Raw genomic sequence first — 24,282 nt, forward strand, 5'->3', positions numbered from 1 at the left:
GCGTTTCCTGACAACTAACCTGATCTACGACTTACCAAGATATGGCGCTAATCGGCTTCATACACCAGCCTGTCGACCCGCTGAAAACCTCTGGGCAAGGCCGCGCCCCGCTTGGCGCGGGCAGCGGAATAATGCTCGATATCGATATTCTTCAGAGTTAGATGACGCTTACCGGACAACACCTTCAAATCGCCGTCGAACGGAAACGCAATGACCGAAATCACCGCATCTTTCCCTGAACTGAAATCCTTAGGAGGGATCTGTATCAACTTATTGCCCTTGCCTTTGCTAAGCGCCGGCAGCTCTTGCACCGGAAAGATCAGCAAGCGCCCTTGCTGGGTGACCACGGCCAGCAGATCGGAATCCTGCCGAATCGGCGCCGGCTCAATCACCGTGGCGCCGGACGGCAACGTGATCAATGCCTTACCGGCCTTGTTTTTGCTGTACAAATCCTGCAACTGCACCCGGAAACCATAACCGGCGCTGCTGACCATCAGATACCAGTCTTCCGGATTGCCGGCCAACAAGTGGCTAAACAACGAGCCGGCCGGCGGTTTAAGGCGCCCGGTCAACGGTTCCCCCTGACTCCTGGCCGAAGGCAGATCATGGGTCGTGACCGAATAAACCCGGCCGGTGGTATCGAGAATATACACCGGCTGAGTGGTGCGCCCCTTGGCCGAGGTCAGATAGCCGTCGCCAGAACGATAGTTCAATGTTGTCACGTCGATATCATGACCTTTCGCCGCTCTGATCCAGCCTTTCTGCGACAGGATGATGGTCAACGGCTCGTTGGCGATCAACGACGTCGTGTTCAGCGCCTGCGCGGCGCCGCGTTCGACGATCGGCGAGCGCCGGTCATCGCCATATTTTTCCGCATCGAACTCAATTTCCTTGCGAATCAGCCGGTTCAACAGACGCTTGGAACCCAGGGTTTTTTCCAGGGCCTTCCGCTCCTTTTCCAGCTCGTCCTGTTCGCCGCGAATCTTCATTTCCTCCAGCTTGGCCAAATGGCGCAGTTTCAATTCCAATATCGCTTCCGCCTGCAGATCGGTGAGGCCGAAGCGCTCCATCAGCACCGGCTTGGGATGGTCCTCGGTACGAATGATGTGAATCACCTCGTCGATATTCAAATAGGCGATCAGCAAACCTTCCAAGATATGCAAGCGCGCCAGCACTTTGTCCAAACGATGTTGTAAACGTCTGCGTACGGTCTCGGTGCGGAACGCCAGCCATTCGCTCAGAATCTGTTTCAGATTCTTGACATGAGGCTTGCCGTTCAGGCCGATCATGTTCAGATTGACCCGGTAATTTTTTTCCAAATCCGTCGTCGCGAACAGATGCGACATCACCGACTCGACATCGATACGCTTCGATTTGGGAATGATGACCAGCCGAGTCGGGTTTTCATGATCGGATTCGTCGCGTAAATCCTCGATCATCGGCAGTTTCTTCGCCAGCATCTGGGCGGCGATCTGTTCCAGCAGCTTGGCCCCTGACACCTGATGCGGCAACGCAGTGATGACGATATTATTGTCTTCCCTTTCATAGCGCGCGCGCATCTTGATCGAACCGTTGCCGCTCAGATACATCTTGCGGATATCTTCCTTGGCGCTGATGATTTCCGCCTCGGTCGGATAATCGGGCCCCAGCACGAATTCCAACAACTGGTCCAGCGGCGTCTCGGGATCGTCTAACAATTGGATGCAGGCGGCCGCCACTTCGCGCAGATTATGCGGCGGTATGTCGGTGGCCATGCCGACGGCGATGCCCATCGTGCCGTTAAGCAACACATTGGGCAGCCGCGCCGGCAGCAAATGCGGCTCTTTCAGTGTGCCGTCGAAATTATCGGTCCAATCGACGGTGCCCTGCCCCAGCTCGCTAAGCAGGGTTTGCGCATAAGCAGTCAGGCGCGATTCGGTATAACGCATCGCGGCAAAGGATTTGGGATCGTCAGGAGACCCCCAGTTGCCCTGCCCGTCGATCAACGGATAACGGTAGGAGAAATCCTGCGCCATCAGCACCATCGCCTCGTAGCAGGCGGAATCGCCATGCGGATGATATTTACCCAACACGTCACCGACGGTGCGCGCCGATTTCTTAAACTTCGCCAGCGCGGTCAAACCCAGTTCCGACATCGCATAGACGATACGCCGCTGCACCGGCTTCAGGCCATCGCCGATATGCGGCAAGGCCCGGTCCAGAATCACGTACATGGAATAATCCAGATACGCTTTTTCGGTAAAATCCTTTAACGGTAATTGTTCAAAATTTTCCTGCACACCCATACCTATAAACTTTCCTTCGATAAATCAACATGTAATGCTTTGTTCTTTTCCATAATTTCCTGTCGTATCTGTTTTCGCATTTTCGCAGCTTCGAATAATTTTCGTTCGACCTCCGTTTCTATCTGCAACGGCGGCAGTGAGAGGGATTTGCCGTCGTCATCGACGGCCACCATCGTGAAATAGCAAGACGTGGTGTGCCTCTTTTCCTGACTGCGCAAGTCCTCGGCCATGACCTTGACGCCGACTTCCATCGACGAGCGGCCGACATAATTGATGTGGGAATAAAAGGTCACCAGTTCGCCGACCCGCACTTTTTCCTTGAAAGACACCTGATCCAGCGTCGCCGTGACGACATAGCTTTTACTGTATTTTGCGGCGCAGGCATAGGCCACCTGGTCGAGGAGCTTCAGCAATGAACCGCCATGTACATTGCCGCTGAAATTGGCCATATCCGGCGTCATCAACACCGTCATCGTCAATGACTTTTCCTGTTTTTTCATGCTTTGTCTGTTAACTTGATGCCATGATCATCGAGCGTAATCAGCCGCTGTTTATACAAACCGCCGACCGCCTGTTTAAACACCTTTTTACTGACCGCGAAGCGCGCGTAAATCACTTCCGGCGGACTTTTCTCGCCGATGTTCATTTCCCCGCCGTGTTGCTGTAAATAAGCCAGAATACTCTGGCGGGCCAAATCCACTTTGTCCTGGTACTTATCCTGATCCAAACTCAGATCGAGTTTTCCATCATCCCTGATCTTTTTGATGAAGCCGGTCATTTTTTGCCCTTTCTTGAGCTTCTGAAAAACCTCGTTTTTATAAAGCACGCCCCAAAATTGATTATTGACAACGGCCTTAATGCCTAAGTCCGTTTCATCGGCGATGACCAAGTCTACCTTTTGTCCTTCCTTTAAATAGACCGCCTGATCCCTGATGAAATCGTCCAACAATGTCGAAGCCGCAATACGATTTTGTTCGTCGAGAAACAATTTGACCAGATAATGCCGTCCTTCCACCATCTTGTATTTCTGTTCGCTGAACGGCACCAACAGATCCTTCGGCAAGCCCCAATCTAAAAAAGCGCCGGCATGGCTTAAAGACACCACCTTCAGCCAAGCCACTTCATCGACCTGGGCCAATGGCTTTTGCGTCGTCGCCAGCAGATCGCCTTTACCGTCGGTATAGACGAAGACCCTGAGTTCATCGCCGACTCGATGCTGTCCCTTTGTTTCATTTAACTTTAATGGAATCTCGCCGCTTTCTCCGCCATCAAGATAGAGATGCCTATCGCCTCGCTTACAAATTTTTAAGGTGTTGAATTTACCGATATTAATCATCTAGCTTCAGTTTAATGAGTGCAGGAACAGGAAACGTAAAAGCCGGCAGCGTTATTGCAAGCATTCTGATATTGGATGAGCATAGGGCGCGTCGGTCCGGTCTTGAGCATGATTGGTTTCATTGGCCGTATTAAGGAATAGCTGTAGAATCAAATGATGCGAAAGTCTATCACCTTTGCGCGATAGATTCCTTAAACAATACTGCCATCCCCTGACTATTCATACCCCCGATGTTAGAGCCAGCCACCTACGAAGCCTTCTCATTCGGCATACTCAGCGCCCTATCGTTGCCGCTGGGCACCTTGACGACGCTGTATTGGAAACCCTCCGACCGCGCCATCGCCTTCCTGATGGCTTTCGGCGGCGGCGCCCTGTTGGCCGCATTGACGATAGACCTAGTGGCCAGCACGCTCGCCAAAGGCGCCTTTTATCCGCTGGCTTCCGGTTGCATCGTCGGCGGCCTAATCTTTATCGCCCTGAACCAGGTTGTCAATGATTTCGGCGGCTTCGTCAGAAAAGCCTCGACCCAGTTCTATCATATTAGACGGCTCGAACATCGCCGCTTCCGCGGCATACTGTCGGCTCTGAAACGGGTCGATGTTTTCAAACAATTGCCGGACGAAGACTTTAAATTCCTGGAAAAGGCGATTTACAACTGGGAAGTCAAACAAGGCACGTTGATCTTCAGCCAAGGCGAGCCTTGCGATGAACTGTACATCATTGCATCCGGTCGGGTCGAATTGCTCGATCCGGAGGAACGGAACCCCTCCTTATTTCTCGCCAAAAACGACGACCTCGGCTGGCTGGCCTATGTCACCGGCACCCCTTACCGTTTCAGCGCCAGGGCCATTGAAAATACCAGCCTGTGGGTGCTGCCGAAAACCGCCTTCAACAATTTATTGTCCGACTCTCCGGAACTGGCCGCAGCGGTGCAACGCTGGTTGCAAAATCCCAAAGTCATCAACTATCTGCATCGCCAGCATCACCTATCGAATGAAGCGATCGATCGCTGGCGTCACGACGCCAGCAAGCAAATCAGGCGTAAAGGTTATTTCTATAGCGCGGTGCATATAGAACATAACGACGAAGCCTTTAAAAAGATCGTCCACAGTATCGGCGGGTTTGAATTATTCGACGGCCTTCCGAGCAACGAACTGGAAATCATCGCCAATCATCTGGTCTACAAGCATTACGCCAAGGGCAATACCTTCTTTCATGAAGGCGAAGCGGCCGACCACATGTTCATTATCGCCGATGGGTCCGTTTCCATCATCGATGCCAAGGGCCGTTTCAGCCACAGCATCGATTTGATCGCGCAGGATGCCTTCGGCTATAACGCCTTCATGACCGGCAGCCGCTACACGATGTCGGCGATGGCCCGTGAGCCGACGACGGCATGGGTGCTGCGTCGCAAAGACTTCAATTATCTGGTCAGAATCCTACCGGAACTGGCTAGGCGCTTTAAAGCGCATTTACAAAGCCCCGAGATCCAGGACTATCTTGTTTCCAGACAAAATTTCAGCCTCGACAACGCCCAGCTTTGGTGTCGTGATGCGATCAAAAGCCTGAATCATGGCAAGGATATCAAACCGATCATGGCCTTTCATGCCGACATCAGTCAACATAAGGGCGCGCCCTTGGCGATCTGGCTTGGATTGATGCTGGACGGCATTCCGGAAGCGCTGGTGATCGGCGCCAGCCTAATACACGCCAGCCTAGGTTTCTCTTTGTTGGCCGGTTTGTTTTTATCCAACTACCCGGAAGCCCTGTCCAGTTCGGTCGGCATGCGCCGCCAAGGAATGAAATTTTCGGTGATCTTATTGATGTGGTCCAGTCTGATGTTGGCCACCGGACTGCTCAGCGCCCTGGGCAACATTTATTTCGCCGGCTTCAGTCATGACGTCTTCGCCTTCACCGAAGGCGTCGCCGCCGGCGCGATGCTGACGATGATCGCCCAAACGATGCTGCCGGAAGCCTATTTCAAAGGCGGCGAAATCATCGGTTTCTCGACCCTGCTCGGCTTTCTGGCAGCCATTTTCTTTAAAACGCTGGAATAGACAAGGTTCAAGGCTCCAAGCTGTGTAACTAGTCCATAGTCAATCTTATTCCGTCGGCAATTGTGAATGTAACTGCGGATTTAGCCACGCCATGCGAATAAATTCTCGCCTACCGCAGCAATTCCCATTTGGCGAGGATGTCGGCAGCAAGGATGCGGCTGTCAAGCCCCCAGCACCTAAATCCATGGCTTTTGGGCTCATTTTACATTCCAGGATAATTTAGGTGCTGGGTGAACGGCGCTCCTCGACAGACACACCCCATGCCCTAAACAAAGCGACCTGATACACACTGGTTTCTTAACCCGAACTCGGGTTAAACACAGCAAAAATACTCAAACTGGGAAACTTCAGTAAAAGTTGCCTATCCCTTTTTTTCCTCTTTTTTCCCTTGTCCCCTTTTTTCTAAACCACGCATATGAATGCACCCTCAAAAATTAGCCAGCACACAGAAATCGCTGAAATTAAGCGTGATATTGTACATAGGTACTAAATATATTTAGTACCTATGTACAATATCATCGGATTAGACAATATGTCAGAATCCCTATCAACATGTAGTTATCTAATTAGGTGAATCGACTTAATAATGATTGACCTAACATAATGATGCATTTATCTGCTGAGTCCAAATTTTAGTTCACTCATATTTGAGTATTCAATGCAGTAATACAAAGTGGGGTTCATTATGAATATAAACACACTTAATTATGCAAGTTTAATGATTTTATTATTGAACGGGTATCAAGTTAGATACACCCAATCTGATCATGATTTTAAATTACATATCCATAATAAAAAGATATTACAGCTCGGCAACATAATTCAGAATATCAATGCACAAAAAAACATGGCAAAACACTCTGCTATAAATACTAATTATGCCATGAAAACTGTTAACCCTATAAGTAGTTCAAATATTATAGATACCAAAAATATCGACAAAGAAGAAGACTTAAATGAGCTTTATTGCCTCGCTTTGAATATATATTTCGAAGCTAGGGGAGAATCAGAAATAGGCAAGAAAGCTGTAGGCCAGTAATTATTCAGACACCCTAACAATTGGCAAGGCCGGTACCGGCAAGCCTGACCGCTGACTTGCGATCACTTGTGCCAAATAAATCCACGGTGACTGATTTCTTTTGCGGCAGGTTTCAATGACGCTGATTAAAATAGCGAACACACGCGTCCCATTTTCCGAGCGCGTGCCATAGCAAATGCCGCGTAAAATAACCCAGTGGCGCAACGCTCGCTCCGCTTCATTATTCGTTAAGGGCTGATGCGGTTGATCCAGAACTTGAAAAATAGCTGTCCAGTCATTTAGCATTTCCGTGGCTAATGCTGCTGTTTTCTTATGTTCATGGGTTTTCATTTGTATACACATCTGCTGATAGAGCAGTAATTGCAGGCGATAAGTTTCAGAAAGTGGCGTATCAGGTGGTGTTATTCGCGCTTTGCGTACCGCACCTATCAACACAGCCAGTAAATCGTGCGTTTGTTGACCAAAAAGCTGGGCGTCTCTGTTTAAGCTTTCATTGAGCCCTTTCGCTTTACGCAGAAGATGAGCCCAGCAACGTAACCGACTCAGATATTTGCGATAAACCGTGTAGCCATCGCTCATTAACCAACCATTAAAGTCGTCGCCTAAAAGATTTTCCAATAATTCAGCGCTACGCGTAGCAATCCAATAGGCTGTGACGCGATTCGTACTGAACACCCATAACCAAAGAAAAGTCGTGTGCTCCATCCAGGAGGTTTCGTCTACATGCAGCAATTCGCTGTTAATGATTTCTTGTGCAAACTCATCTTCAAGCGGCATAGCCGCTGCGCCACTTTCATGCAGGGTATTATTGATGGTGCCAACACTTAATTTAATACCTAACCAGTCATATAAAATTCCTGAATACGCTCACGCGATAGGCGCATACGGTAGGCAAGACAAACAATCATTGCTGCCAGTCCAGGCCCCACTAAACGCCATTCAGTTCGGCTAATACCCGGCAATTGAGCATGACTGCTACGACTGACTTCTTTGCGCGTGATATGTCCATTGGCGCACACTACTTCATAGAGTGTGCTTGGTATGGGTGACTAGAATGCCTGGATGCTCAACATCGCCCCATTCGACATTGATTGTTTCATACGCGGCATAGGCGATAGCATGACGCGGCTCTAATGTTTGATGGCAGCAGGCACATATTTCAGGGTAATGATCTTGATAGTGGGTAATGGCTAGCTTTTGTGTTCGGCCAAAGCCTTGTGCGCCTGGTTGTTTGCCGGGTTTGCGGGGTTCTTGATGTTCATTGTTAGGATCAGCGGACTGTTGCTGATCTTTTTTAGAAGGCGACGGGGGGGTGACGGTGTCTTCCGTTTCAGCAGACTTATCGATCTCCGTTTGTTCTTGATCGTTTGTATTATCTGTAGCTGCTTTATCCCAAGGCGCTTCGCTGCTAGGTGGACGAGAGCTGTTGCGCGAATTTTGGCTTAAGCGCTCACGCGCTTCTTTTAGGTCGTTAAGTAACTTAATCGATAGGTAACGTAATTCCTCTTCCGGTAAATTGAGAAGCTCGTCTTCATCGATTTGGCTTAGGTCCTGGTTACTGAGTTGCATGGGATAAATACTAAGGCTTCTTAATGGATTTGTACAATGTTCTTGTGTCGGTTTGTCAATTATTTTGTATTTTCAGCTAGGGTGTGTGAATACTTACGTAGGCCACGTTGTGATGAACCGTGTCGATGACACCAAGTTCCCAAACACAGTCTGTGAAGTGGTCAAGCAAGGTGGTGAGCGTAAATTGAATCGCTGTCAATTTTCCTGGTGGTGCGACGGTCGCTCCGACAGGCCGACAAATCATACTTCATGGCATCAAAGCATTCGCATAGCCCGGGAAATCTATTTTAGAAAGTCTAGCGATCCAACACAAGGTTCGCTTTGGTATCATGCCGAGTATGTTAGTCCGTATTGGAAAAAGGCCTTGTTACGTGGTCCAAAAATCGGGAAACACATTTTTTATAAAGATACCGGCCGGATTACATCAGCAGATCGTGATAACAATAAATCCGCTAGCACTTAGAACCCATACATGGTTCACTCTTATTCCAAGAAAACTCACTCCTAGACCTGAAATAAAATATGATTGAATCAAAGATCATTAATTATTTCGATACCGAAAAGAACAAACTGGATTTATTTTTATTCGATAAGCATTTAAACATAAAGATCAGTCAAAATTAAATAATCACCGTCTTTATGAAATACCAAGATACCATAACATAATGGCTTGCATATGAGAGAAACATAGCAAACGCACCCCCACTTTGCTAAGTGTCGGGCGAATAATTCGACCGTAAATAAACACAGTCATTCCGGCATGGAATGCCGGAATCCAGTGCTCATGGATGAGCGTTTTTGCAAAAAAACTTATTGCCAAGCACTTAGCTTTCGCGGATTAAGCTTGGCGTTAGCCATATCGCTTGTCACTACCCCAATGGTAGTCTAGATAGTATGGCTTCGGATTGAATAATCCGCCCAGTTCGGTTCGTGCAAATAGCCGATGATTTACGGTTCTTTGTGGCCGGCCTTTATATTGCCATCAACCTCAACCGGCTTAAATTTCCGCCAGGTCGCCCTTGGCTTCTAGCCAGCTTTTGCGGTCCTGGGCGCGTTTTTTCGCCAACAGCAAATCCATCTGCTCGCGGGTCGCCTCGATATCTTCGACGGTCAATTGCACCAATCTGCGGGTATCCGGATTCATCGTCGTTTCCCGTAATTGCGCCGGGTTCATCTCCCCTAAGCCTTTAAAGCGTTGAACATTGATTTTGCCTTTCAGTTTTTCCGCCTCGATCCTGGCCAAAACCCCCAGTCTCTCCGATTCATCCAAGGCATAAAAAACCTTCTTGCCGACATCGACGCGATACAACGGCGGCATCGCAACAAACACATGCCCGGCCTTGACCAACGGCAGGAAGTGTCGGTAAAACAGCGCGCAAATCAACGTGGCGATATGGTTGCCGTCTGAATCGGCGTCGGCCAGAATGCAGATTTTGCCGTAGCGCAGGTTTTCCAAACTCTCGGAGTCCGGCTCGATACCGAGGGCCACCGCGATGTCATGCACCTCTTGCGACCCCATCACCTGAGCCGAATCGACTTCCCAGGTATTGAGAATTTTTCCGCGCAACGGCATGATCGCCTGAAATTCACGGTCCCGCGCCTGCTTGGCCGAACCGCCGGCCGAGTCCCCCTCGACCAGAAACAGTTCGGTACGGCTTATATCCTGCGCCGAACAATCCGCCAGCTTGCCCGGCAAGGCCGGACCGGCGGTCACTTTTTTTCTAACGATTTTCTTGCTGGACTTGAGGCGTTTTTGCGCACTGGCCAGGATGATCTCGGCGATCCTCTCGCCTTCCTGAGGATGCTGATTCAACCATAAGCTGAAACTATCTTTCGCGACTCCGGAAACAAAGGTGACGCATTCGCGCGAACTCAAACGCTCCTTGGTTTGTCCAGAAAACTGCGGATCTTCCAGCTTGACCGACAGCACGAAATGACAATTTTCCCAGACATCCTCCGGCGCGATCTTGACCCCGCGCGGCAACAGGTTTCTGAAATCGCAGAATTCCCGCATCGCCTCGGTCAACCCCGCTCTCAAGCCGTTGACATGAGTCCCGCCCTGGGCGGTCGGCACCAGGTTGACATAACTTTCGGCAATGGTCTCCGGCAGACTCTCCGCAGTCCAGACGATTCCCCATTCCACCGCCTCGTCATGACCGGACAACTCAGCCATAAAGGGCTGTTCCGGGTAGAGTTCCACTTCTCCGACACGATCGAGTAAATATTCCTCCAGACCGTTTTGATAGCACCAAGTCCATTCCTCGTCGCTGGTCTCTGACTGTAATGAGATCTTCAAGCCTGGACACAACACCGCTTTAGCCCTGAGCACGTGCTTCAGTTTGTTGACGGAAACCTTGCCGGAATCAAAATAACTTTCGTCGGGCCAAAAATGGATCGTCGTGCCCGTATTGGCTTTGCCGACAGAGCCGGTCTCCTGCAAATCGGTCTGTTTATCGCCATGGGCGAAACTCATCTGATAAACGCTGCCGCCGCGTTTGACTTCGATGTCCAATTTTTTCGATAACGCATTGACGACAGAAACGCCGACACCGTGCAGCCCCCCGGAAAACTGATAATTCTTGTTGGAAAATTTACCACCGGCGTGCAGCTGGGTCAGAATCACTTCGACACCGGGGATGCCCTGTTCTGGATGAAGATCGACCGGCATCCCGCGGCCATTGTCCTTAACCCGCACAGATCCATCCTTATATAAAACGACTTCTATGCTATCGGCATGGCCCGCCAATGCTTCATCGACGCTATTGTCGACGACTTCCTGCACCAGATGATTGGGGCGCGTGGTATCGGTATACATGCCCGGTCTTTTACGCACCGGATCCAAACCGCTTAAAACCTCAATCGCTGCCGCGTTATATTCGTTGCTCATACTTCCTAATCACTCGGGATAAATTCATATATAATAGTTTGTTTACTTTTGCTTTCCGGCATCTCTCCCATGCCGGCAGGCGGTACATCGTATCACAACACCCTTTATTTATATGCCGAGAAAAAAAAGTACGACATTATTTGAAGATTCTATGGCGGAACTGGAACAGCTGGTAGAACAAATGGAGCAAGGCGACATTACCCTGGAAGAGTCGCTGCAGTCCTTTGAGCGCGGTATCAAATTAACCCGTATCTGCCAGAAAGCGTTGCAGGATGCTGAACAGAAGGTTCAGGTTTTACTGGAAAAAGACGGCAAACAAACCCTGGAGCCATTTAACGATGAGTAATGCATTAAAAGATTATCTGACAGCCTGTCAAAACCGCGTCGAAAGAGCTTTGGAGGCTCGTCTGCCCAGTGACAACATTCTGCCCAGAAAACTGCATGAAGCGATGCGTTATACCGTGCTGGACGGCGGTAAGAGAATGCGCCCATTGCTGACCTATGCCACCGGCAAAGCCTTGAACATTGCCGAAGACACACTGGATGGCCCCGCCTGCGCCGTTGAATTCATTCATGTCTATTCCTTGATCCATGACGACCTGCCGGCCATGGATGATGACGATCTGCGCCGCGGCAAAGCGACCTGCCATGTCGCCTATGACGAGGCGACAGCCATTCTGACCGGCGATGCCTTACAAGCGCTGGCGTTCGAAACCCTGGCCCATGACCCCAGCATCAACGCTACGCCCGCCGCTCGTCTGAACATGATCACCAGCCTGGCTAAAGCCAGTGGCTCCCAAGGCATGGTCGGCGGTCAGGCGATCGACCTGGAGTCTGTCGGAACCCAGCTGACGCTGCCGGAACTAGAAAACATGCACATTCACAAAACCGGCGCCTTGATTCGCGCCAGCGTCAACATGGCGGCGCTGTGCAAGGAAGATTTGGACCCAACTGTCGGTAAAAAACTGGATCACTACGCCAAATGCATCGGTCTGTCATTTCAGGTTAAAGACGATATACTCGACGAAGAAAGCGACACCGAGACATTGGGCAAGACCCAAGGTAAAGACAAAGACAATGACAAGCCGACTTACCCGGCTTTATTAGGCCTGTCCGGGGCCAAACAAAAAGCCCAGGAATTGCACGAGCAAGCCCTGGAGAGCCTAAGCGATTTAGGCGCCGAAGCCGACTTGCTGCGCGACCTGTCGTTATATATCATCGAGCGCGATCATTAATAACCTACTTGAAGAGTTGGTTATTAATCTTCATAATCAGCGGCAAAAACATAAAGGAACTGATTGACCCATGACCTTTTCAGGAAAATATCCTCTTCTCGACACGATCGATCTGCCGACCGATGTCCGCAAACTGAGCAAGTCACAATTGCCGGAACTGGCAAAGGAACTGCGCGAGTATTTAACCCATACCGTCAGTCTGTCCGGCGGCCATTTCTCCGCCGGTCTCGGCACCGTCGAATTGACGGTGGCTTTGCATTATATCTTCGATACCCCGTCCGATCAGTTGGTTTGGGATGTCGGTCATCAAGCTTATCCACATAAGATTCTGACCGGCCGCAAAGAACGCATGCCGACCATCCGTACTTACGGCGGCGTCTCAGCCTTCCCCAAGCGCGCGGAAAGCGAATACGACGCCTTCGGCGTCGGCCATTCCAGCACCTCGATCAGCGCCGCCTTGGGCATGGCGATCGCCTCGCAATTGCGCGGCGAAGACAAGAAGATGGTGGCGATCATCGGCGACGGCAGCATCACCGGCGGCATGGCCTACGAGGCGATGAACCACGCCGGTGACGTCAACGCCAATCTGCTGGTGATTCTGAACGATAACGACATGTCGATTTCGCCGAATGTCGGCGCGATGAACAATTATCTGACCAAGGTGCTGTCCAGCAAGCTGTATTCGTCGGTGCGCGAGGAAAGCAAGAAGGTGCTGAGCAGCATGCCGAGCATGTGGGAGTTGGCCCGCAAGACCGAGGAACACGTTAAGGGCATGATCGTGCCGGGCACCTTGTTCGAGGAACTGGGCTTCAATTATATCGGCCCGATCGACGGCCATGATCTGGAGATGCTGGTGTCGACGCTGGAGAATATCAAGGATCTGACCGGCCCAGTGTTTCTCCATGTCGTGACCAAGAAAGGCAAGGGCTACGCCCCGGCCGAGAAGGATCCGCTGGCCTATCACGGCGTACCGGCCTTCGACCCGAGCAAGGATAGCCTGCCGAAGGCCGCGCCGTCGCCGCACCCGACCTATACTCAGGTGTTCGGCCGTTGGCTGTGCGACATGGCCGAACAGGACGAGCGTCTGCTGGGCATCACCCCGGCGATGCGCGAAGGCTCCGGCCTGGTCGAATTTTCCCAGCGTTTCCCGAAGCGTTATTTCGATGTCGCCATCGCCGAGCAGCATGCCGTCACCTTGGCCGCCGGCCAAGCCTGTCAGGGCGCCAAGCCGGTCGTGGCGATTTATTCGACCTTTCTGCAACGCGCCTATGATCAGCTGATCCACGACGTCGCCTTGCAGAATCTCGATGTCTTGTTCGCGCTGGACCGCGCCGGGCTGGTTGGGCCAGACGGGCCGACCCATGCCGGCAGCTTCGACCACAGTTTCCTGCGCTGCATCCCCAACATGGTGGTGATGGCGGCGGCCGACGAAAACGAATGCCGGCAGATGCTGAGCACCGGCTACCACTATGAAGGCCCGGCCTCGGTGCGTTATCCGCGCGGCAAAGGGCCCGGCGTCGCCGTCAATTGCGAGCTGTCGACACTGGAAATCGGCAAGGGCGAAATCCGTCATCAGGGCGGCCGCATCGCCATCCTGGCCTGGGGCTCAATGGTCAGCCCGGCGCTGGAAGCCGGCAAGCAGCTCGGCGCCACCGTCGCCAACATGCGTTTCGTTAAACCGATCGATGAGGCGCTGATCCTGGAACTGGCCAAAACCCACGATGCTTTCATCACCGTCGAAGAAAACGTCATCGCCGGCGGCGCCGGCAGCGCCGTCAACGAATTCCTGCATCGCCAGCGGATTCTGATGCCGGTATTGAACATCGGCCTGCCGGACGAATACATCGAGCAAGGCAGCCGCGAGGAACTGCTCAGCCTGTGCAAACTCGACGCCGTGGGCATCACCGCTCAAATCGAGGCGTTCTGCGCCTGATAAAGACTCAGGATAAATCACAAAGGCGCGAAGACGCAGAGATTGATAAAAACCAACAGTCTCAGCGACTTCCCGCCCTGCGGTGAAAATTTTCACAACCCGACAATGACGCTATGGAACGATTAAAAAACAAAATTCGCGATATTCCGGACTTTCCCAAGCCCGGCATTATTTTCAAAGATATCACGCCATTGGTCAGAGACCCAGCGGCTCTGAGACTCGCGGTGCATCAACTACTGAGCCCGTTCCTGGGCCGCGATATTACCGCCGTTGCCGGCATGGAGGCGCGCGGCTTCATTTTCGGCTCATTGGTGGCCTGGGAATTGGGCATCCCTTTCGTGCCGCTGCGCAAGCCGGGCAAACTCCCCTATGATGTGCAAAGCGTTTCCTACGACCTCGAATACGGCTCGGCAACCTTGGAGGCCCATATCGACGCTTTCGACTGCAACGACAAGGTGCTGTTGATCGACGATCTGCTAGCGACCGGCGGCACCGCGAAAGCCAGTTGCGAACTGGTCGAAAAACTCGGCGCCCAAGTGGTCGCCTGCGCCTTTGTCGTGGAACTCGATTTCTTAGATGGCCGCAAGGCCCTGGACAACTATCAAGTCCATTCCTTGTTGCATTACTGACAGCAAGGCCGCTATCATGCTGATATTAAATATAAATCAGCAATTCAACTGATGTTAGGGTATAGTAGGGTATTGATTCCCTGCCTGATGACGAAGGACTCCGCCCTTTTTGGCCAATCAGCGCATCAGCGCCCGCGACAATGATGACGTTCCGCTATCTAGAACGAAAAGCGACCGCAGGAGACCTTAACCATCCACTTTTTAGAGACCAACCCTATGTACCGTGAACGTTTAAAGAATCGAGCACAAACATTTTTTTCGAAGCCCCAGAATGCAGATGCCTTACGCGTCTGCAAAAAACAGGACGGCGTATGAAATTAACCTATCCACGTACAGCCGACTCAAAAAACAAGGGCGTGACATTCCCCAGACTCGAATGCTGGAACGCCATGACCGAAGTTGCCACCGTTGCGGCGGAGATCGATAGAAAACGAGTGCTTTGCCGAATATCACTTAAGACCTTGAACACTAAATTCGGCGCCTCGGAAGAAGAGCCCATGCGCTTGCTGGCCCGACACCGAACAATCGTCGAGGAAGCCGCAAGAAACCTGATCGAAAACGAACACTATGAAGCCGATGGCTCCGTTCTGATCCGCGCCAATGATCTTTAACCGCTAAATCGAGCCCCTCAGTGAACCATAGCCCTCTCTTACGGCAGTAAGAGACCCAGCATTCTTCTCGATAAATTCAAGCATGCCTTAGCGAGGAAGGAAGCATGAAATCGGCAAACAGAGCGCAGAAAATACCGAATGGCAAATAGCCCAGTAACGGCATCTCGAAAATCTGGAAACGCTGCGCATATGGGACATCATATTTCCAATGGGTAAGGCTACAAGCATTCCACATTTCCCAGCATAGTCCGCAGATTAAACCGGACATCGCCAATACCCACACCTTACGCCAATCTCCGGCTTCGATTTCTCTGACCAAAACCGGCTTCTCGGTCCATGATTGCAAACCGATCACCAACAGGATCGGCATCAGCCATAGCAACGAATACAGCGACTTAGGCCAAATTCAGCACTGGCAGTTTCAAGGTTCTCGCCGGCATGGTTGTGTTTGTTTAGTCCGAATGTTCGTCGGGTTCAGTCACACGACCTCACGCTCTTGAGTCTGCGTCGAATGTGAACTGGTGCGGATATGGCGAGAAGTTATAGCAAATTCGTCGTTTCCGCGTCGCCGCTTGAACCGGCTTATGCCGCTGGAGCGATGCGGCCGTAAAGTTTATTCCGGCAAACCTTAATTTCCTGGCCATAAACGATCGAACCTTGCAAGAACCTGCCAGGCCGGTCAGCAATCAGTTTGAGCGTTTTCGTGGTGTTTAGCGGCCTCTTTGCTATCCAAAGTGAGAATTGCTGCCGGCCGGTTTTGGACGACGCCTTGAGTCGTACAATGTGTTATCGTGACACGCGTTGAGCGAGCATCGCCGACACATTGTCGGGATCGCATGCCTCCCTGCCTACTCAATTGTCACCGGAGAACGAAAGCCAGGGGGCTTGATAGCGAGCACTGAGCACTGCAATTGGTCGAGTATCGCTTCCGCGGTATTGCCGATCAGGAATCCGGAAATACCCGTCTGGCCCAACGTTCCCATAACGACCAAGTCCACCGATAGGCGTCGCCGTTTAGCGCCTGTTCCCCAAGATCGGGTTCGTCGGGATCGAAGTCCACCGCGGCGATTAGCGGTTGCCGCAATAATTGAGCCAGTGCGCCGCCGATGGCGGCCAACGCCAAAATCGCGGCTATTTGTAAAAATACGCCTTCGAATGCCATGTCGTTACCGGAAGAGAAGAAGCTGCAGATTTCGGACCGGCTCTCTGCTCACCAAAAACCGAAATCATTTAAGGTTCGATGCTACCTCATACTATTCAGATTGTAGTGCTTGATTATGGGGGCTGTCTAAGGTTTGTTGGTCTTCAGCTGCAGCTTCAGTTGCGCGCGTTCCTGTATGCGTTTTAGCAGCAATTCCCCAGGGCTACCTCATTAAATGAATGAGTGGCAAAACAGAAAATTAGCAACAAATACGCCTAAAGTAAGTTAAACGTTTAGGGTGTGTTAAATAACCCGCCCCGCGCGCATTGAATGCTTTTAGCCGATCCGCTGCGCGTGATCCATCTCACGGATGTGGGTAGGGTGTGCTGACGAGAGGAAGCGCACCATTTTTGATGCGCTTCACGCTGTGAAGCACATCCGAAGGCAAGGCTACATTGGCATGCAACAGCGGTTTTGGCGGCTTGCTTCGCGAAGCCGCCCTGCGATGCGCTAGGGTGTGCTGACGAGAGGAAGCGCGCCGGTTTTTGATGCGTTTCACGCAGTTCGGCACATCCGAAGGCAAGACAGTGCTTTGCGTAGGAGCGTCGCCTTTGGCGCGAAAAGAGCCATTCGGCCCGAGGGCGGGCCTCCTACGGGCAGTCACCCTTTGCGCGAAAAACAAGTAGCCGCATGTCGCTATGCGAAATGCAGGTCAACGAGATCCTGAACGAATTAACCGTGACTAGAGTAAGTTAAACGTTCGGGGCGGGTTAAATAACCCGCCTCGCCCTGAGGGATGGCGCGATATTAACCAGTCTGTTGATTCAGGTATTTTTTAATGAGGGAGCCCTGAGCAATTCCCATCAGTTTAGCGTTCAAAAAGGGCATGGGATGTGTTTGGCGAGGATGTCCTCGACAGACACTCCCCATGCTCTAAACACCGCTAAAACGTTCAAACTGATGGGAATTGCTGGCGTTTTAGCGCCGGTATGGAGTCAATCAGGCATATTAAGCTATACTTGGCGCTCTGATTCGTGACATCGGGTAATCGCATGCCTATTCGGCACAACCGCTTCAGCAAGCAATTTTTCAGGAGTATGCTGGATTTGCTTCCGGTCTTAATTGTCGTGGTGATTTTTCAACTGTTGATCATCCGGCAACCGATACCCGATGTCGGACGCTTGCTCGCCGGCATGTTCTTTGTCGTGGTGGGGCTAACCTTGTTCATCCAGGGATTGGAACAAAGCCTATTCCCGATCGGCGAGTCGATGGCTTATGCCTTCGCCCGCAAAGGGAGTCTGTTCTGGCTACTGGTTTTCGCATTTTGCCTGGGTTTCGGCACCACCATCGCCGAACCCGCACTGGTTGCGGTCGCCGACGAAGCCGCCAATATGGCCGGTCAGGGCGATATCATCGAAAACAGCGTCGACGCTAAAAGCCATTATGCGTTGGGGCTGCGCGTCACGATCGCCTTGTCCGTCGGTTTCGCGCTCATTCTCGGGGTGTTAAGAATCATTAAGGGCTGGCCTTTGCATTATCTGATCATCGGCGGCTATGGCTGCGTGATCGCGATGACGCCTTTCGCGCCGGCCGAGATCGTCGGTTTGGCATTCGATTCGGGCGGAATCACGACCTCCACCATTACCGTGCCGCTGGTTACCGCCTTGGGCGTAGGCCTGGCGTCGTCGATCAAAGGCCGCAACCCGATGCTCGACGGTTTTGGGCTGATCGCTTTCGCTTCGTTGACACCCATTATCTTCGTCATGGTTTACGGTTTTACGGTATGAACGGCTGGCTAGCGCAATTCGCCTCGACCCTGCTGGCCACATGCCGCGATGTCCTGCCGATTGCGGCGATCATCGTGTTGTTTCAGGTAACCGTGATTCGGCAGCGCGTCGCCCATCCAAAAAAAATGCTGATCGGTTTTATTTATGTACTGCTCGGCATCGCGTTCTTTTTGGAAGGATTGAACATCGCGCTGTTTCCGCTCGGCAGCCTGATGGCGGAGCAGCTCACTTCCGCGGAGTTTCTGGGCATCGATCCACAATCGCAGAGCGTGGCCTGGCATGCTTATGCCTGGGTTTACGCGTTCGCAGCATGTATCGGTTTCGCCACGGCGTTGGCCGAACCGTCGTTGCTGGCCGTCGCCCTCAAAGCGCAACAGATTTCGGCCGGCGCCATCAATGCTTGGGGCTTGCGGCTGGCGGTCGCCCTCGGCGTCGCCGTGGGACTGGCGCTGGGCACGTTTAGAATCGTGACCGGCAGCAATCTGTATTTATTCATCTCGGCGAGTTACGTGATTGTGATCATCCAAACACTGTTTGCGCCTAAGTTGATCGTCGGCTTGGCGTTCGATTCGGGCGGCGTCACGACGTCGACGGTCACCGTCCCCTTGGTTACCGCACTGGGACTCGGCCTAGCCACCCAGGTGCCAGGGCGTAATCCGTTGCTGGACGGCTTCGGCCTGATCGCCTTCGCGTGCTTGTTTCCGATTATCGCCGTGCTCGCCTATGCCAAATTGGCCGAGTGGCGCGCCAGGCGCAACTCCACAACAACCTATTGAATCGTCAGGATATGCCATGCATTTTAAGCTCATCATTGCCTTTGTCGAGGACGACAAAACCGATTTGGTACTCGATACCGCACGTCAGGAAGGCGCCAAAGGCGCGACCGTCGTCAGCAACGCCCGGGGCGAAGGCATGCAACGCTCGAAAACCTTTTTGGGACTGACGCTGGAAACCCAGCGAGATATCTTGTTTTTTCTGGTGGAAGAACATCTGAGCCGCCACATCCTTGAGAAAATAGCCAGCGTGGCTCAATTCGACTCCGCGCCAGGCACCGGTATCGCCTTCCAGATCGATGTCGAGGACGCCATAGGGGTCATGCATCAAGTCGAAGCCTTAACCAGTGAGATCGAGGATAAACTATGAACACCACTCCTGCCGTCATCCGCGTCCGCGATGTCATGAAAACCGATTTCAGCACCATCGACGGCATCGCCACCGTGGGCGACGCGCTAAAAAAAATGAAATCCCGTAAAACCTCCGTGCTGATCGTCAACAAGCGTGACGAGAACGACGAGTACGGCATGGTCACCTCGGGGGATATCGCCCGTCACGTCCTCGCCAAAGATCGCGCGCCGGACCGCGTCAACGTCTTTGAAATCATGCTGAAGCCGCTGATCAGCGTCAGTCCTGACATGGACATACGTTATTGTTCGCGATTGTTCGCCCGCTACGATTTGGTCAGGGCGCCGGTTATCGAAAACAATATCATTATCGGCGTGGTCAGCCCCAATTCCCTTGTGTTGGATGGGCTCTACCGCATCATTCGATGAAGCAAACAACAGACCGAGCCGATTCGAAACGAGAATTCGATCGGCCATCCAACCCGCTATAATCATTGAAAATGAAATTTCTCGATCGCCTGGCAAAGAACCAAAAAAAACCCCTTATTGCCTAACAATAAGGGGTTTGCGCGAAATACCTGAAACCAGATATTTAAAACTGTTAATTATTTTCTAAGCGATCGAGCTTTTCCACTGCTTGTTCAAAGGAACGCGTCGCCTCGTCAAACGAGCGGACTGCGCTATCGAAAGACCCCGAAGCCTGGTCGAATTCCTCGATATCGGCGCTCAACCTTAATTTAAAACCTTCCGCCTGAGCTAATTTATTTTCCGCAACATCGACCGTCGTAACGACTTCTTGTGGTTGTTGGTCGGAAATAAGATCGATATCTTCTTCTACCTCGGCGGTTTGCTGCTGCTCGGTTATATCGGCGCCATTGCCGCCCTCTTCTTCATATAACTCTTCCTCGTAGAATTCGTCTTCTAAATCAAACACATCATCGCTGATGTCGATTTTGCCGTCTGCGACCAGGTTTCTGCGATATTGCAAAAAAGACTCCCGGGTAAACACATAAGGGTCTAACGCCGCTTCATCGATGAATTTCAACGCCCCCTCGGCATTCGCACGGGCATTCAACATCGCGATCAATTGTACCGGCAGACCGACATAAGTAGTCGGATTAGCGGCCGCATCAAACACCCCGCCAGGCAGGCCTCTCGAAGTAGTCGGGCCGAGGATCGGCAACACCAGATACGGACCTTCCGGGACTCCCCAGACCGCCAATGTCTGGTCAAAGTCTTCTTCGTGTTTTTCCAAACCCACTTCCTTCGCGACATCGAACAGCCCCAACAATCCGACCGTACTGTTCATCGTGAAACGCCCGGTGTCCTCCAAGCCTTGCTGCAGTTTACCTTGCATGACATCGTTCAGGACGACGTTAATATCTTTCAAATTACTAAAGAAGTTGGCAACGCCGGTTTGCACAAATTCCGGCGTCACCCACAAATAGGCGTCTGAAATCGGCTTGGCGACATAGGTATCCAGCTTATCATTGAAAACAAAAACCTTCCGATTAAAACCTTCATAGGGATCAACTTCGTCTTCTTGTTCAACAACATCGGTCTCGAGCTCGTCTGTTTTGCTTGCTTCCGCTTCGGCAACGGCTTCAGTCACTACTTCTTCGGCCACCGCTTCCTGTTCGGCAACTTGAGTGCCGGCGCAGCCGCTCAAGGATAAAGCGACCGCCACCATCAGAGCTAACAGCGCCCCTGAAATATTTTTATTTTGCAGATTTTCACTAACCATCATGACTAACCTTAATCGGATTATTGTTCTCTGTAATTATCTATCTTTTCGGTTATTTTTGCTATCAACGCATCAAACCCTTCTCGCATTAGGACACTGGTATATTCTGATCGCTTCAATGCCAAGTCACTGACGCCATTAGCAATTATATTAATAATTCGCCAACTGTCGCCTTTTTTCTTCAACATATAATCAAATTTGACGTCTTTATCATCCGGTATCACAAATAAGGTGTGGATAATGACTCCCCCCCTGGCGGTTTCGTCCTCGGAAACGAATTCGAACGACTCCCCCGAATATTCTTTGAAGTTATGCGCATAGGCGGAAATACTTAACTGACTGAACACATCGGTCAGTTTATCCTGTTGTTCTGGCGACAATTTCAGCCATTCTCTGCCGACCACAATTCTGGCTATCTTAGGCAAATCATGACTGTCCTTGATGGCCTCTTCCATCTTGTCATAACGGCCTTGAAAACCTAGCTTTTCGCCTTGCTTCATCACCGTAATCAGCACCTGCTGAAAATTTTCGACAACCTGTCTGGCTGTCACTTCTTGTTCGTCGGCCGATTCTGACTGCGCAAACACGCTGCCGCCTATCAATGACAGTAAAATAACTGCCGCGCCAATAGTCATTTTAAACATTTTATTAATCATCAAAACCCCTTGAACGGTATCTCATTTAGTCTGTCAGATAACTACGCCCTTTCCAGCGCGATCTTTCTCCGCGCCAATAACGTATTGCAGATGTCCATACCATCATTAAATACAAGCCGGCCACCACCGGCATTAAAATCGCCCAAAGCGGATTAAATCCGTAAAAACGCAGTGTAGGCAAAAAGAGCGCCATCATCATCGACAGCGACAACAGATTCAACAATGTCGCCACGCCCGGTAAACTAAACAACGCTAATAATGGCCACCAATACATCAACAGCATGATGAAAGTACACGCCAACAACAAAGACACGGAATAGTACAATTGCGTATAGGCGGTTCTGGCGACCATATCCCAAATTTCCGACAACGTTCCGTATGGACGCTGACTGACCACCCCATGGGTCAAACCAACCCAAATATTATAGCCGGACCGCTTAATCGTTTTCGCCAACGTACAGTCATCGATCAATGCGTCTTTAATCGCCGCCATGCCGCCGATCTCCGTTAGCGCGGCCGTTTCCACCAAAATACAGCCACCGGCAGCTGCCGCCATTTTAGAATTCGGATCATTGGCCAGTGAAAAAGGATAAATCATCTTGAAAAAGTAGATAAAGGGCGGCATTAACAATCTTTCCCAAAACGAATCGAAACGCAACACGGCCATCAGCGATATAAACTGCACGTTGCCGGCAAGATACTTTTGTTTCAGACTCTTAAGCATACCCGGACGCAAGGCGATATCGGCATCCAACAGCAAGGTCAACGGGGTTTTGACCAGCTGCAAGGCTTGTTCCTGCGCCCATAATTTACCGCTCCAGCCTGTCGGTAGCGTTTTCGATTCCACCACTTGCAAATCGGGCAAGCCGCTGGATCGAACGATCTCGGCGGTGCCGTCACTGGAATCGTCATCGACGACAATAACCTTAAAGCCACGTCCTTGCTTACTCAGCGCCGCCAAAGTATCGGCGATGACTTCGGCCTCGTCTCTGGCGGGAATGACGACCGTCACGTCCTCTAAGGCGTAATTAGCATCGGCATCAACCGCCTCCAGAACTTCCCGGCTCCGCCAAGGCTGCCAAGGCAATAACAAGGTAATGCCCCAAATCAACAACGCCAGCGCCGACAGATCAAAAAACAGCTCAGCCATCAGGATTCAATTTTCACCGGAATATCTTTAATGGAACTTTTTGTTTCGGCGAGTTCCGGTTGTTTTTCCGGCACCATCGGCCCTTCCGTTCTTGGGCCGCGGAAATTGGCCACTAACGCTTTCAAAGGATTGCGCAGAGTGTCTTCAACGGCGGTTGCTTCATAACCGCAGTGCGCCATACAGTTAGCGCATTTCGGATTTTTTACGCTGCCGTATTTATCCCACGGAGTCTCATCCAATAATTCCTGAAAGGTTTCCGCATTACCTTCATCGGCCAATAAATAGCAGGGCTTTTGCCAACCGAAAACATTACGGGTCGGATTACCCCAAGGCGTGCAGTCGTAGTTCTGATTGCCAGCCAGAAAATCCAGATACAGGGAAGAGTGATTCAACTTCCACTTACGTTGCTTGCCGATTTTAAAGATGCCGCGGAATAGCTCCTTGATATCGCGACCTTTAATGAAGACATCTTGATGAGGAGCGTGTTCATAACTAAAGCCTGGCGCGATGGTCACGCCTTCGACACCCAACTCCATTGCATAGTCCAGGAATTTCGCGACTTCTTCCGACGTTTCGCCCTGGAACAAGGTGCAGTTAATCGTCACACGGAAACCTTTTTCCAACGCGATCTTAATCGCCTCGACCGCCTGGTCGAAAACCCCTTCCTGACAGACAGAAGCATCATGTCTTTCCCGGTTGCCATCGAGATGGATGGAAAACGTTAAATAAGGCGAAGGTGTGTAATCCTTGATCCTTTTCTTCAATAACAATGCATTGGTGCACAGATAAACAAACTTCTTTCTGGCGATGATGCCTTCGACAATTTGCGGCATTTCCTTATGAATCAAAGGCTCTCCGCCCGGAATGGACACCATCGGCGCACCGCATTCGTCAACGGCGTCCAAACATTCTTGCACGGACAGACGTTTATTCAGAATTTCGTCCGGATAATCGATTTTCCCGCAGCCCGCGCATGCCAGATTACATCGAAACAATGGCTCCAGCATTAATACCAAAGGATATTTTTTGACTCCTTTTAGCTTCTGCTTGATTAAATAACTACCCACAGTTAATTGCTGACGTAAAGGAACACTCACAAGCT

General features: G+C 51.2%; 25 protein-coding genes. 12 read left to right on the top strand and 13 right to left on the bottom strand.

Annotation, left to right across the window (positions count from 1 at the left end; genetic code table 11):
- Nucleotides 1-47: 47 nt before the first annotated feature.
- Genes parC through Q9L42_RS16080 form a run of 3 tightly spaced genes read right to left on the bottom strand, consistent with a single transcriptional unit; the run spans nt 48 to nt 3,621 of the window.
- Complete coding sequence (gene parC, locus Q9L42_RS16070) at nt 48-2,285, bottom strand: DNA topoisomerase IV subunit A (protein ID WP_349431403.1); 2,238 nt, start codon at nt 2,283-2,285, stop codon at nt 48-50.
- A gap of 2 nt (nt 2,286-2,287) precedes the next feature.
- Nucleotides 2,288-2,785 carry an acyl-CoA thioesterase gene (locus tag Q9L42_RS16075; protein WP_305907396.1) on the bottom strand — a complete coding sequence of 166 codons (498 nt, stop codon included), beginning with the start codon at nt 2,783-2,785 and terminating at the stop codon, nt 2,288-2,290.
- Nucleotides 2,782-3,621, bottom strand: coding sequence for a CvfB family protein (locus Q9L42_RS16080; RefSeq protein WP_305907395.1), 840 nt, complete (start codon nt 3,619-3,621; stop codon nt 2,782-2,784). Before Q9L42_RS16080 ends, Q9L42_RS16075 begins: the two co-directional genes overlap by 4 nt.
- Nucleotides 3,622-3,851: 230 nt before the next feature.
- Between Q9L42_RS16080 and Q9L42_RS16085 the strand changes: the two genes are divergently transcribed.
- Both Q9L42_RS16085 and Q9L42_RS16090 read left to right on the top strand, forming a co-directional pair.
- Complete coding sequence (locus Q9L42_RS16085; protein WP_305907394.1) at nt 3,852-5,678, top strand: cyclic nucleotide-binding domain-containing protein; 1,827 nt, start codon at nt 3,852-3,854, stop codon at nt 5,676-5,678.
- 685 nt (nt 5,679-6,363) lie between these two features.
- Nucleotides 6,364-6,717 carry a hypothetical protein gene (locus tag Q9L42_RS16090; protein ID WP_305907393.1) on the top strand — a complete coding sequence of 118 codons (354 nt, stop codon included), beginning with the start codon at nt 6,364-6,366 and terminating at the stop codon, nt 6,715-6,717.
- On the opposite strand, the gene tnpC is transcribed toward Q9L42_RS16090, so the two are convergent.
- Together tnpC and Q9L42_RS16100 are read right to left on the bottom strand one after the other, a co-directional pair.
- Nucleotides 6,718-7,572 (bottom strand): IS66 family transposase, encoded by an 855-nt coding sequence (tnpC, locus tag Q9L42_RS16095; RefSeq protein ID WP_349432745.1) that lies wholly within the window; start codon nt 7,570-7,572, stop codon nt 6,718-6,720.
- A gap of 168 nt (nt 7,573-7,740) precedes the next feature.
- Nucleotides 7,741-8,286, bottom strand: a complete 546-nt coding sequence (locus Q9L42_RS16100; protein ID WP_349431337.1) for a DUF6444 domain-containing protein — start codon at nt 8,284-8,286, stop codon at nt 7,741-7,743.
- A gap of 85 nt (nt 8,287-8,371) precedes the next feature.
- On the opposite strand from Q9L42_RS16100, the gene Q9L42_RS21525 reads away from it, so the two are divergent.
- Nucleotides 8,372-8,749, top strand: a complete 378-nt coding sequence (locus tag Q9L42_RS21525) for a cell wall hydrolase (protein WP_432648853.1) — start codon at nt 8,372-8,374, stop codon at nt 8,747-8,749.
- Nucleotides 8,750-9,283: 534 nt separating this feature from the next.
- Here the strand turns inward: Q9L42_RS21525 and parE are convergent.
- Nucleotides 9,284-11,173 (bottom strand): DNA topoisomerase IV subunit B, encoded by a 1,890-nt coding sequence (gene parE / locus Q9L42_RS16105; protein WP_349431404.1) that lies wholly within the window; start codon nt 11,171-11,173, stop codon nt 9,284-9,286.
- Between the two features lie 112 nt (nt 11,174-11,285).
- Here parE and Q9L42_RS16110 point away from each other — a divergent pair, with 112 nt between their 5' ends.
- From Q9L42_RS16110 to Q9L42_RS16130, 5 genes are all read left to right on the top strand, one after another.
- Nucleotides 11,286-11,519 (top strand): exodeoxyribonuclease VII small subunit, encoded by a 234-nt coding sequence (locus Q9L42_RS16110; RefSeq protein WP_349431405.1) that lies wholly within the window; start codon nt 11,286-11,288, stop codon nt 11,517-11,519.
- A complete protein-coding gene (gene ispA, locus Q9L42_RS16115) occupies nt 11,512-12,408 on the top strand; it encodes a (2E,6E)-farnesyl diphosphate synthase (RefSeq protein ID WP_305907392.1) in 897 nt (298 codons plus the stop codon). Before Q9L42_RS16110 ends, ispA begins: the two co-directional genes overlap by 8 nt.
- A 70-nt stretch (nt 12,409-12,478) precedes the next feature.
- Nucleotides 12,479-14,341 (top strand): 1-deoxy-D-xylulose-5-phosphate synthase, encoded by a 1,863-nt coding sequence (gene dxs, locus Q9L42_RS16120; RefSeq protein ID WP_305907391.1) that lies wholly within the window; start codon nt 12,479-12,481, stop codon nt 14,339-14,341.
- Nucleotides 14,342-14,454: 113 nt separating this feature from the next.
- Nucleotides 14,455-14,970, top strand: a complete 516-nt coding sequence (locus tag Q9L42_RS16125; protein ID WP_305907390.1) for an adenine phosphoribosyltransferase — start codon at nt 14,455-14,457, stop codon at nt 14,968-14,970.
- A 311-nt stretch (nt 14,971-15,281) separates the two neighbouring features.
- Nucleotides 15,282-15,581 (top strand): DUF1488 family protein, encoded by a 300-nt coding sequence (locus Q9L42_RS16130; RefSeq protein WP_305907389.1) that lies wholly within the window; start codon nt 15,282-15,284, stop codon nt 15,579-15,581.
- 76 nt (nt 15,582-15,657) lie between these two features.
- Here the strand turns inward: Q9L42_RS16130 and Q9L42_RS16135 are convergent, their stop codons facing one another.
- The 3 genes from Q9L42_RS16135 to Q9L42_RS16140 form a co-directional block, all read right to left on the bottom strand.
- Nucleotides 15,658-15,951 (bottom strand): hypothetical protein, encoded by a 294-nt coding sequence (locus Q9L42_RS16135; RefSeq protein ID WP_349431407.1) that lies wholly within the window; start codon nt 15,949-15,951, stop codon nt 15,658-15,660.
- A 478-nt stretch (nt 15,952-16,429) separates the two neighbouring features.
- Nucleotides 16,430-16,564: a universal stress protein gene (locus Q9L42_RS21530; protein ID WP_432648854.1), complete on the bottom strand. Its 135-nt coding sequence runs from the start codon at nt 16,562-16,564 to the stop codon at nt 16,430-16,432.
- Nucleotides 16,525-16,743: a hypothetical protein gene (locus Q9L42_RS16140; protein WP_305907387.1), complete on the bottom strand. Its 219-nt coding sequence runs from the start codon at nt 16,741-16,743 to the stop codon at nt 16,525-16,527. Before Q9L42_RS16140 ends, Q9L42_RS21530 begins: the two co-directional genes overlap by 40 nt.
- A 1,031-nt stretch (nt 16,744-17,774) precedes the next feature.
- Between Q9L42_RS16140 and Q9L42_RS16145 the strand changes: the two genes are divergently transcribed.
- From Q9L42_RS16145 to Q9L42_RS16160, 4 genes are read left to right on the top strand one after another with little or no spacing between them, the layout of a single operon-like run.
- Nucleotides 17,775-18,509: a DUF1538 domain-containing protein gene (locus Q9L42_RS16145; protein ID WP_305907385.1), complete on the top strand. Its 735-nt coding sequence runs from the start codon at nt 17,775-17,777 to the stop codon at nt 18,507-18,509.
- Nucleotides 18,506-19,285: a DUF1538 domain-containing protein gene (locus tag Q9L42_RS16150; RefSeq protein ID WP_349431408.1), complete on the top strand. Its 780-nt coding sequence runs from the start codon at nt 18,506-18,508 to the stop codon at nt 19,283-19,285. Before Q9L42_RS16145 ends, Q9L42_RS16150 begins: the two co-directional genes overlap by 4 nt.
- Before the next feature lie 16 nt (nt 19,286-19,301).
- The gene (locus Q9L42_RS16155) at nt 19,302-19,652 is read left to right on the top strand and encodes a P-II family nitrogen regulator (RefSeq protein WP_305907384.1); all 351 of its coding nucleotides are present in this window, start codon (nt 19,302-19,304) and stop codon (nt 19,650-19,652) included.
- Nucleotides 19,649-20,059: a CBS domain-containing protein gene (locus tag Q9L42_RS16160; protein WP_349431409.1), complete on the top strand. Its 411-nt coding sequence runs from the start codon at nt 19,649-19,651 to the stop codon at nt 20,057-20,059. The genes Q9L42_RS16155 and Q9L42_RS16160 overlap by 4 nt, the downstream gene beginning before the upstream one ends.
- A 172-nt stretch (nt 20,060-20,231) precedes the next feature.
- Here Q9L42_RS16160 and Q9L42_RS16165 read toward each other — a convergent pair whose 3' ends face one another.
- From Q9L42_RS16165 to hpnH, 4 genes are read right to left on the bottom strand one after another with little or no spacing between them, the layout of a single operon-like run.
- Complete coding sequence (locus Q9L42_RS16165; protein ID WP_432648855.1) at nt 20,232-21,377, bottom strand: MlaA family lipoprotein; 1,146 nt, start codon at nt 21,375-21,377, stop codon at nt 20,232-20,234.
- A 17-nt stretch (nt 21,378-21,394) separates the two neighbouring features.
- Nucleotides 21,395-22,018: an ABC transporter substrate-binding protein gene (locus tag Q9L42_RS16170; RefSeq protein WP_349431410.1), complete on the bottom strand. Its 624-nt coding sequence runs from the start codon at nt 22,016-22,018 to the stop codon at nt 21,395-21,397.
- Between the two features lie 37 nt (nt 22,019-22,055).
- Entirely contained in the window at nt 22,056-23,180 is a 1,125-nt protein-coding gene (locus tag Q9L42_RS16175; RefSeq protein WP_305907383.1) for a glycosyltransferase, read from the bottom strand.
- Nucleotides 23,180-24,277, bottom strand: a complete 1,098-nt coding sequence (hpnH, locus tag Q9L42_RS16180; RefSeq protein ID WP_305907382.1) for an adenosyl-hopene transferase HpnH — start codon at nt 24,275-24,277, stop codon at nt 23,180-23,182. The genes Q9L42_RS16175 and hpnH overlap by 1 nt, the downstream gene beginning before the upstream one ends.
- Nucleotides 24,278-24,282: the final 5 nt, after the last annotated feature.

Origin of the sequence: Methylomarinum sp. Ch1-1 (assembly GCF_030717995.2) — a bacterium.
Lineage (GTDB): Bacteria > Pseudomonadota > Gammaproteobacteria > Methylococcales > Methylomonadaceae > Methylomarinum > Methylomarinum roseum.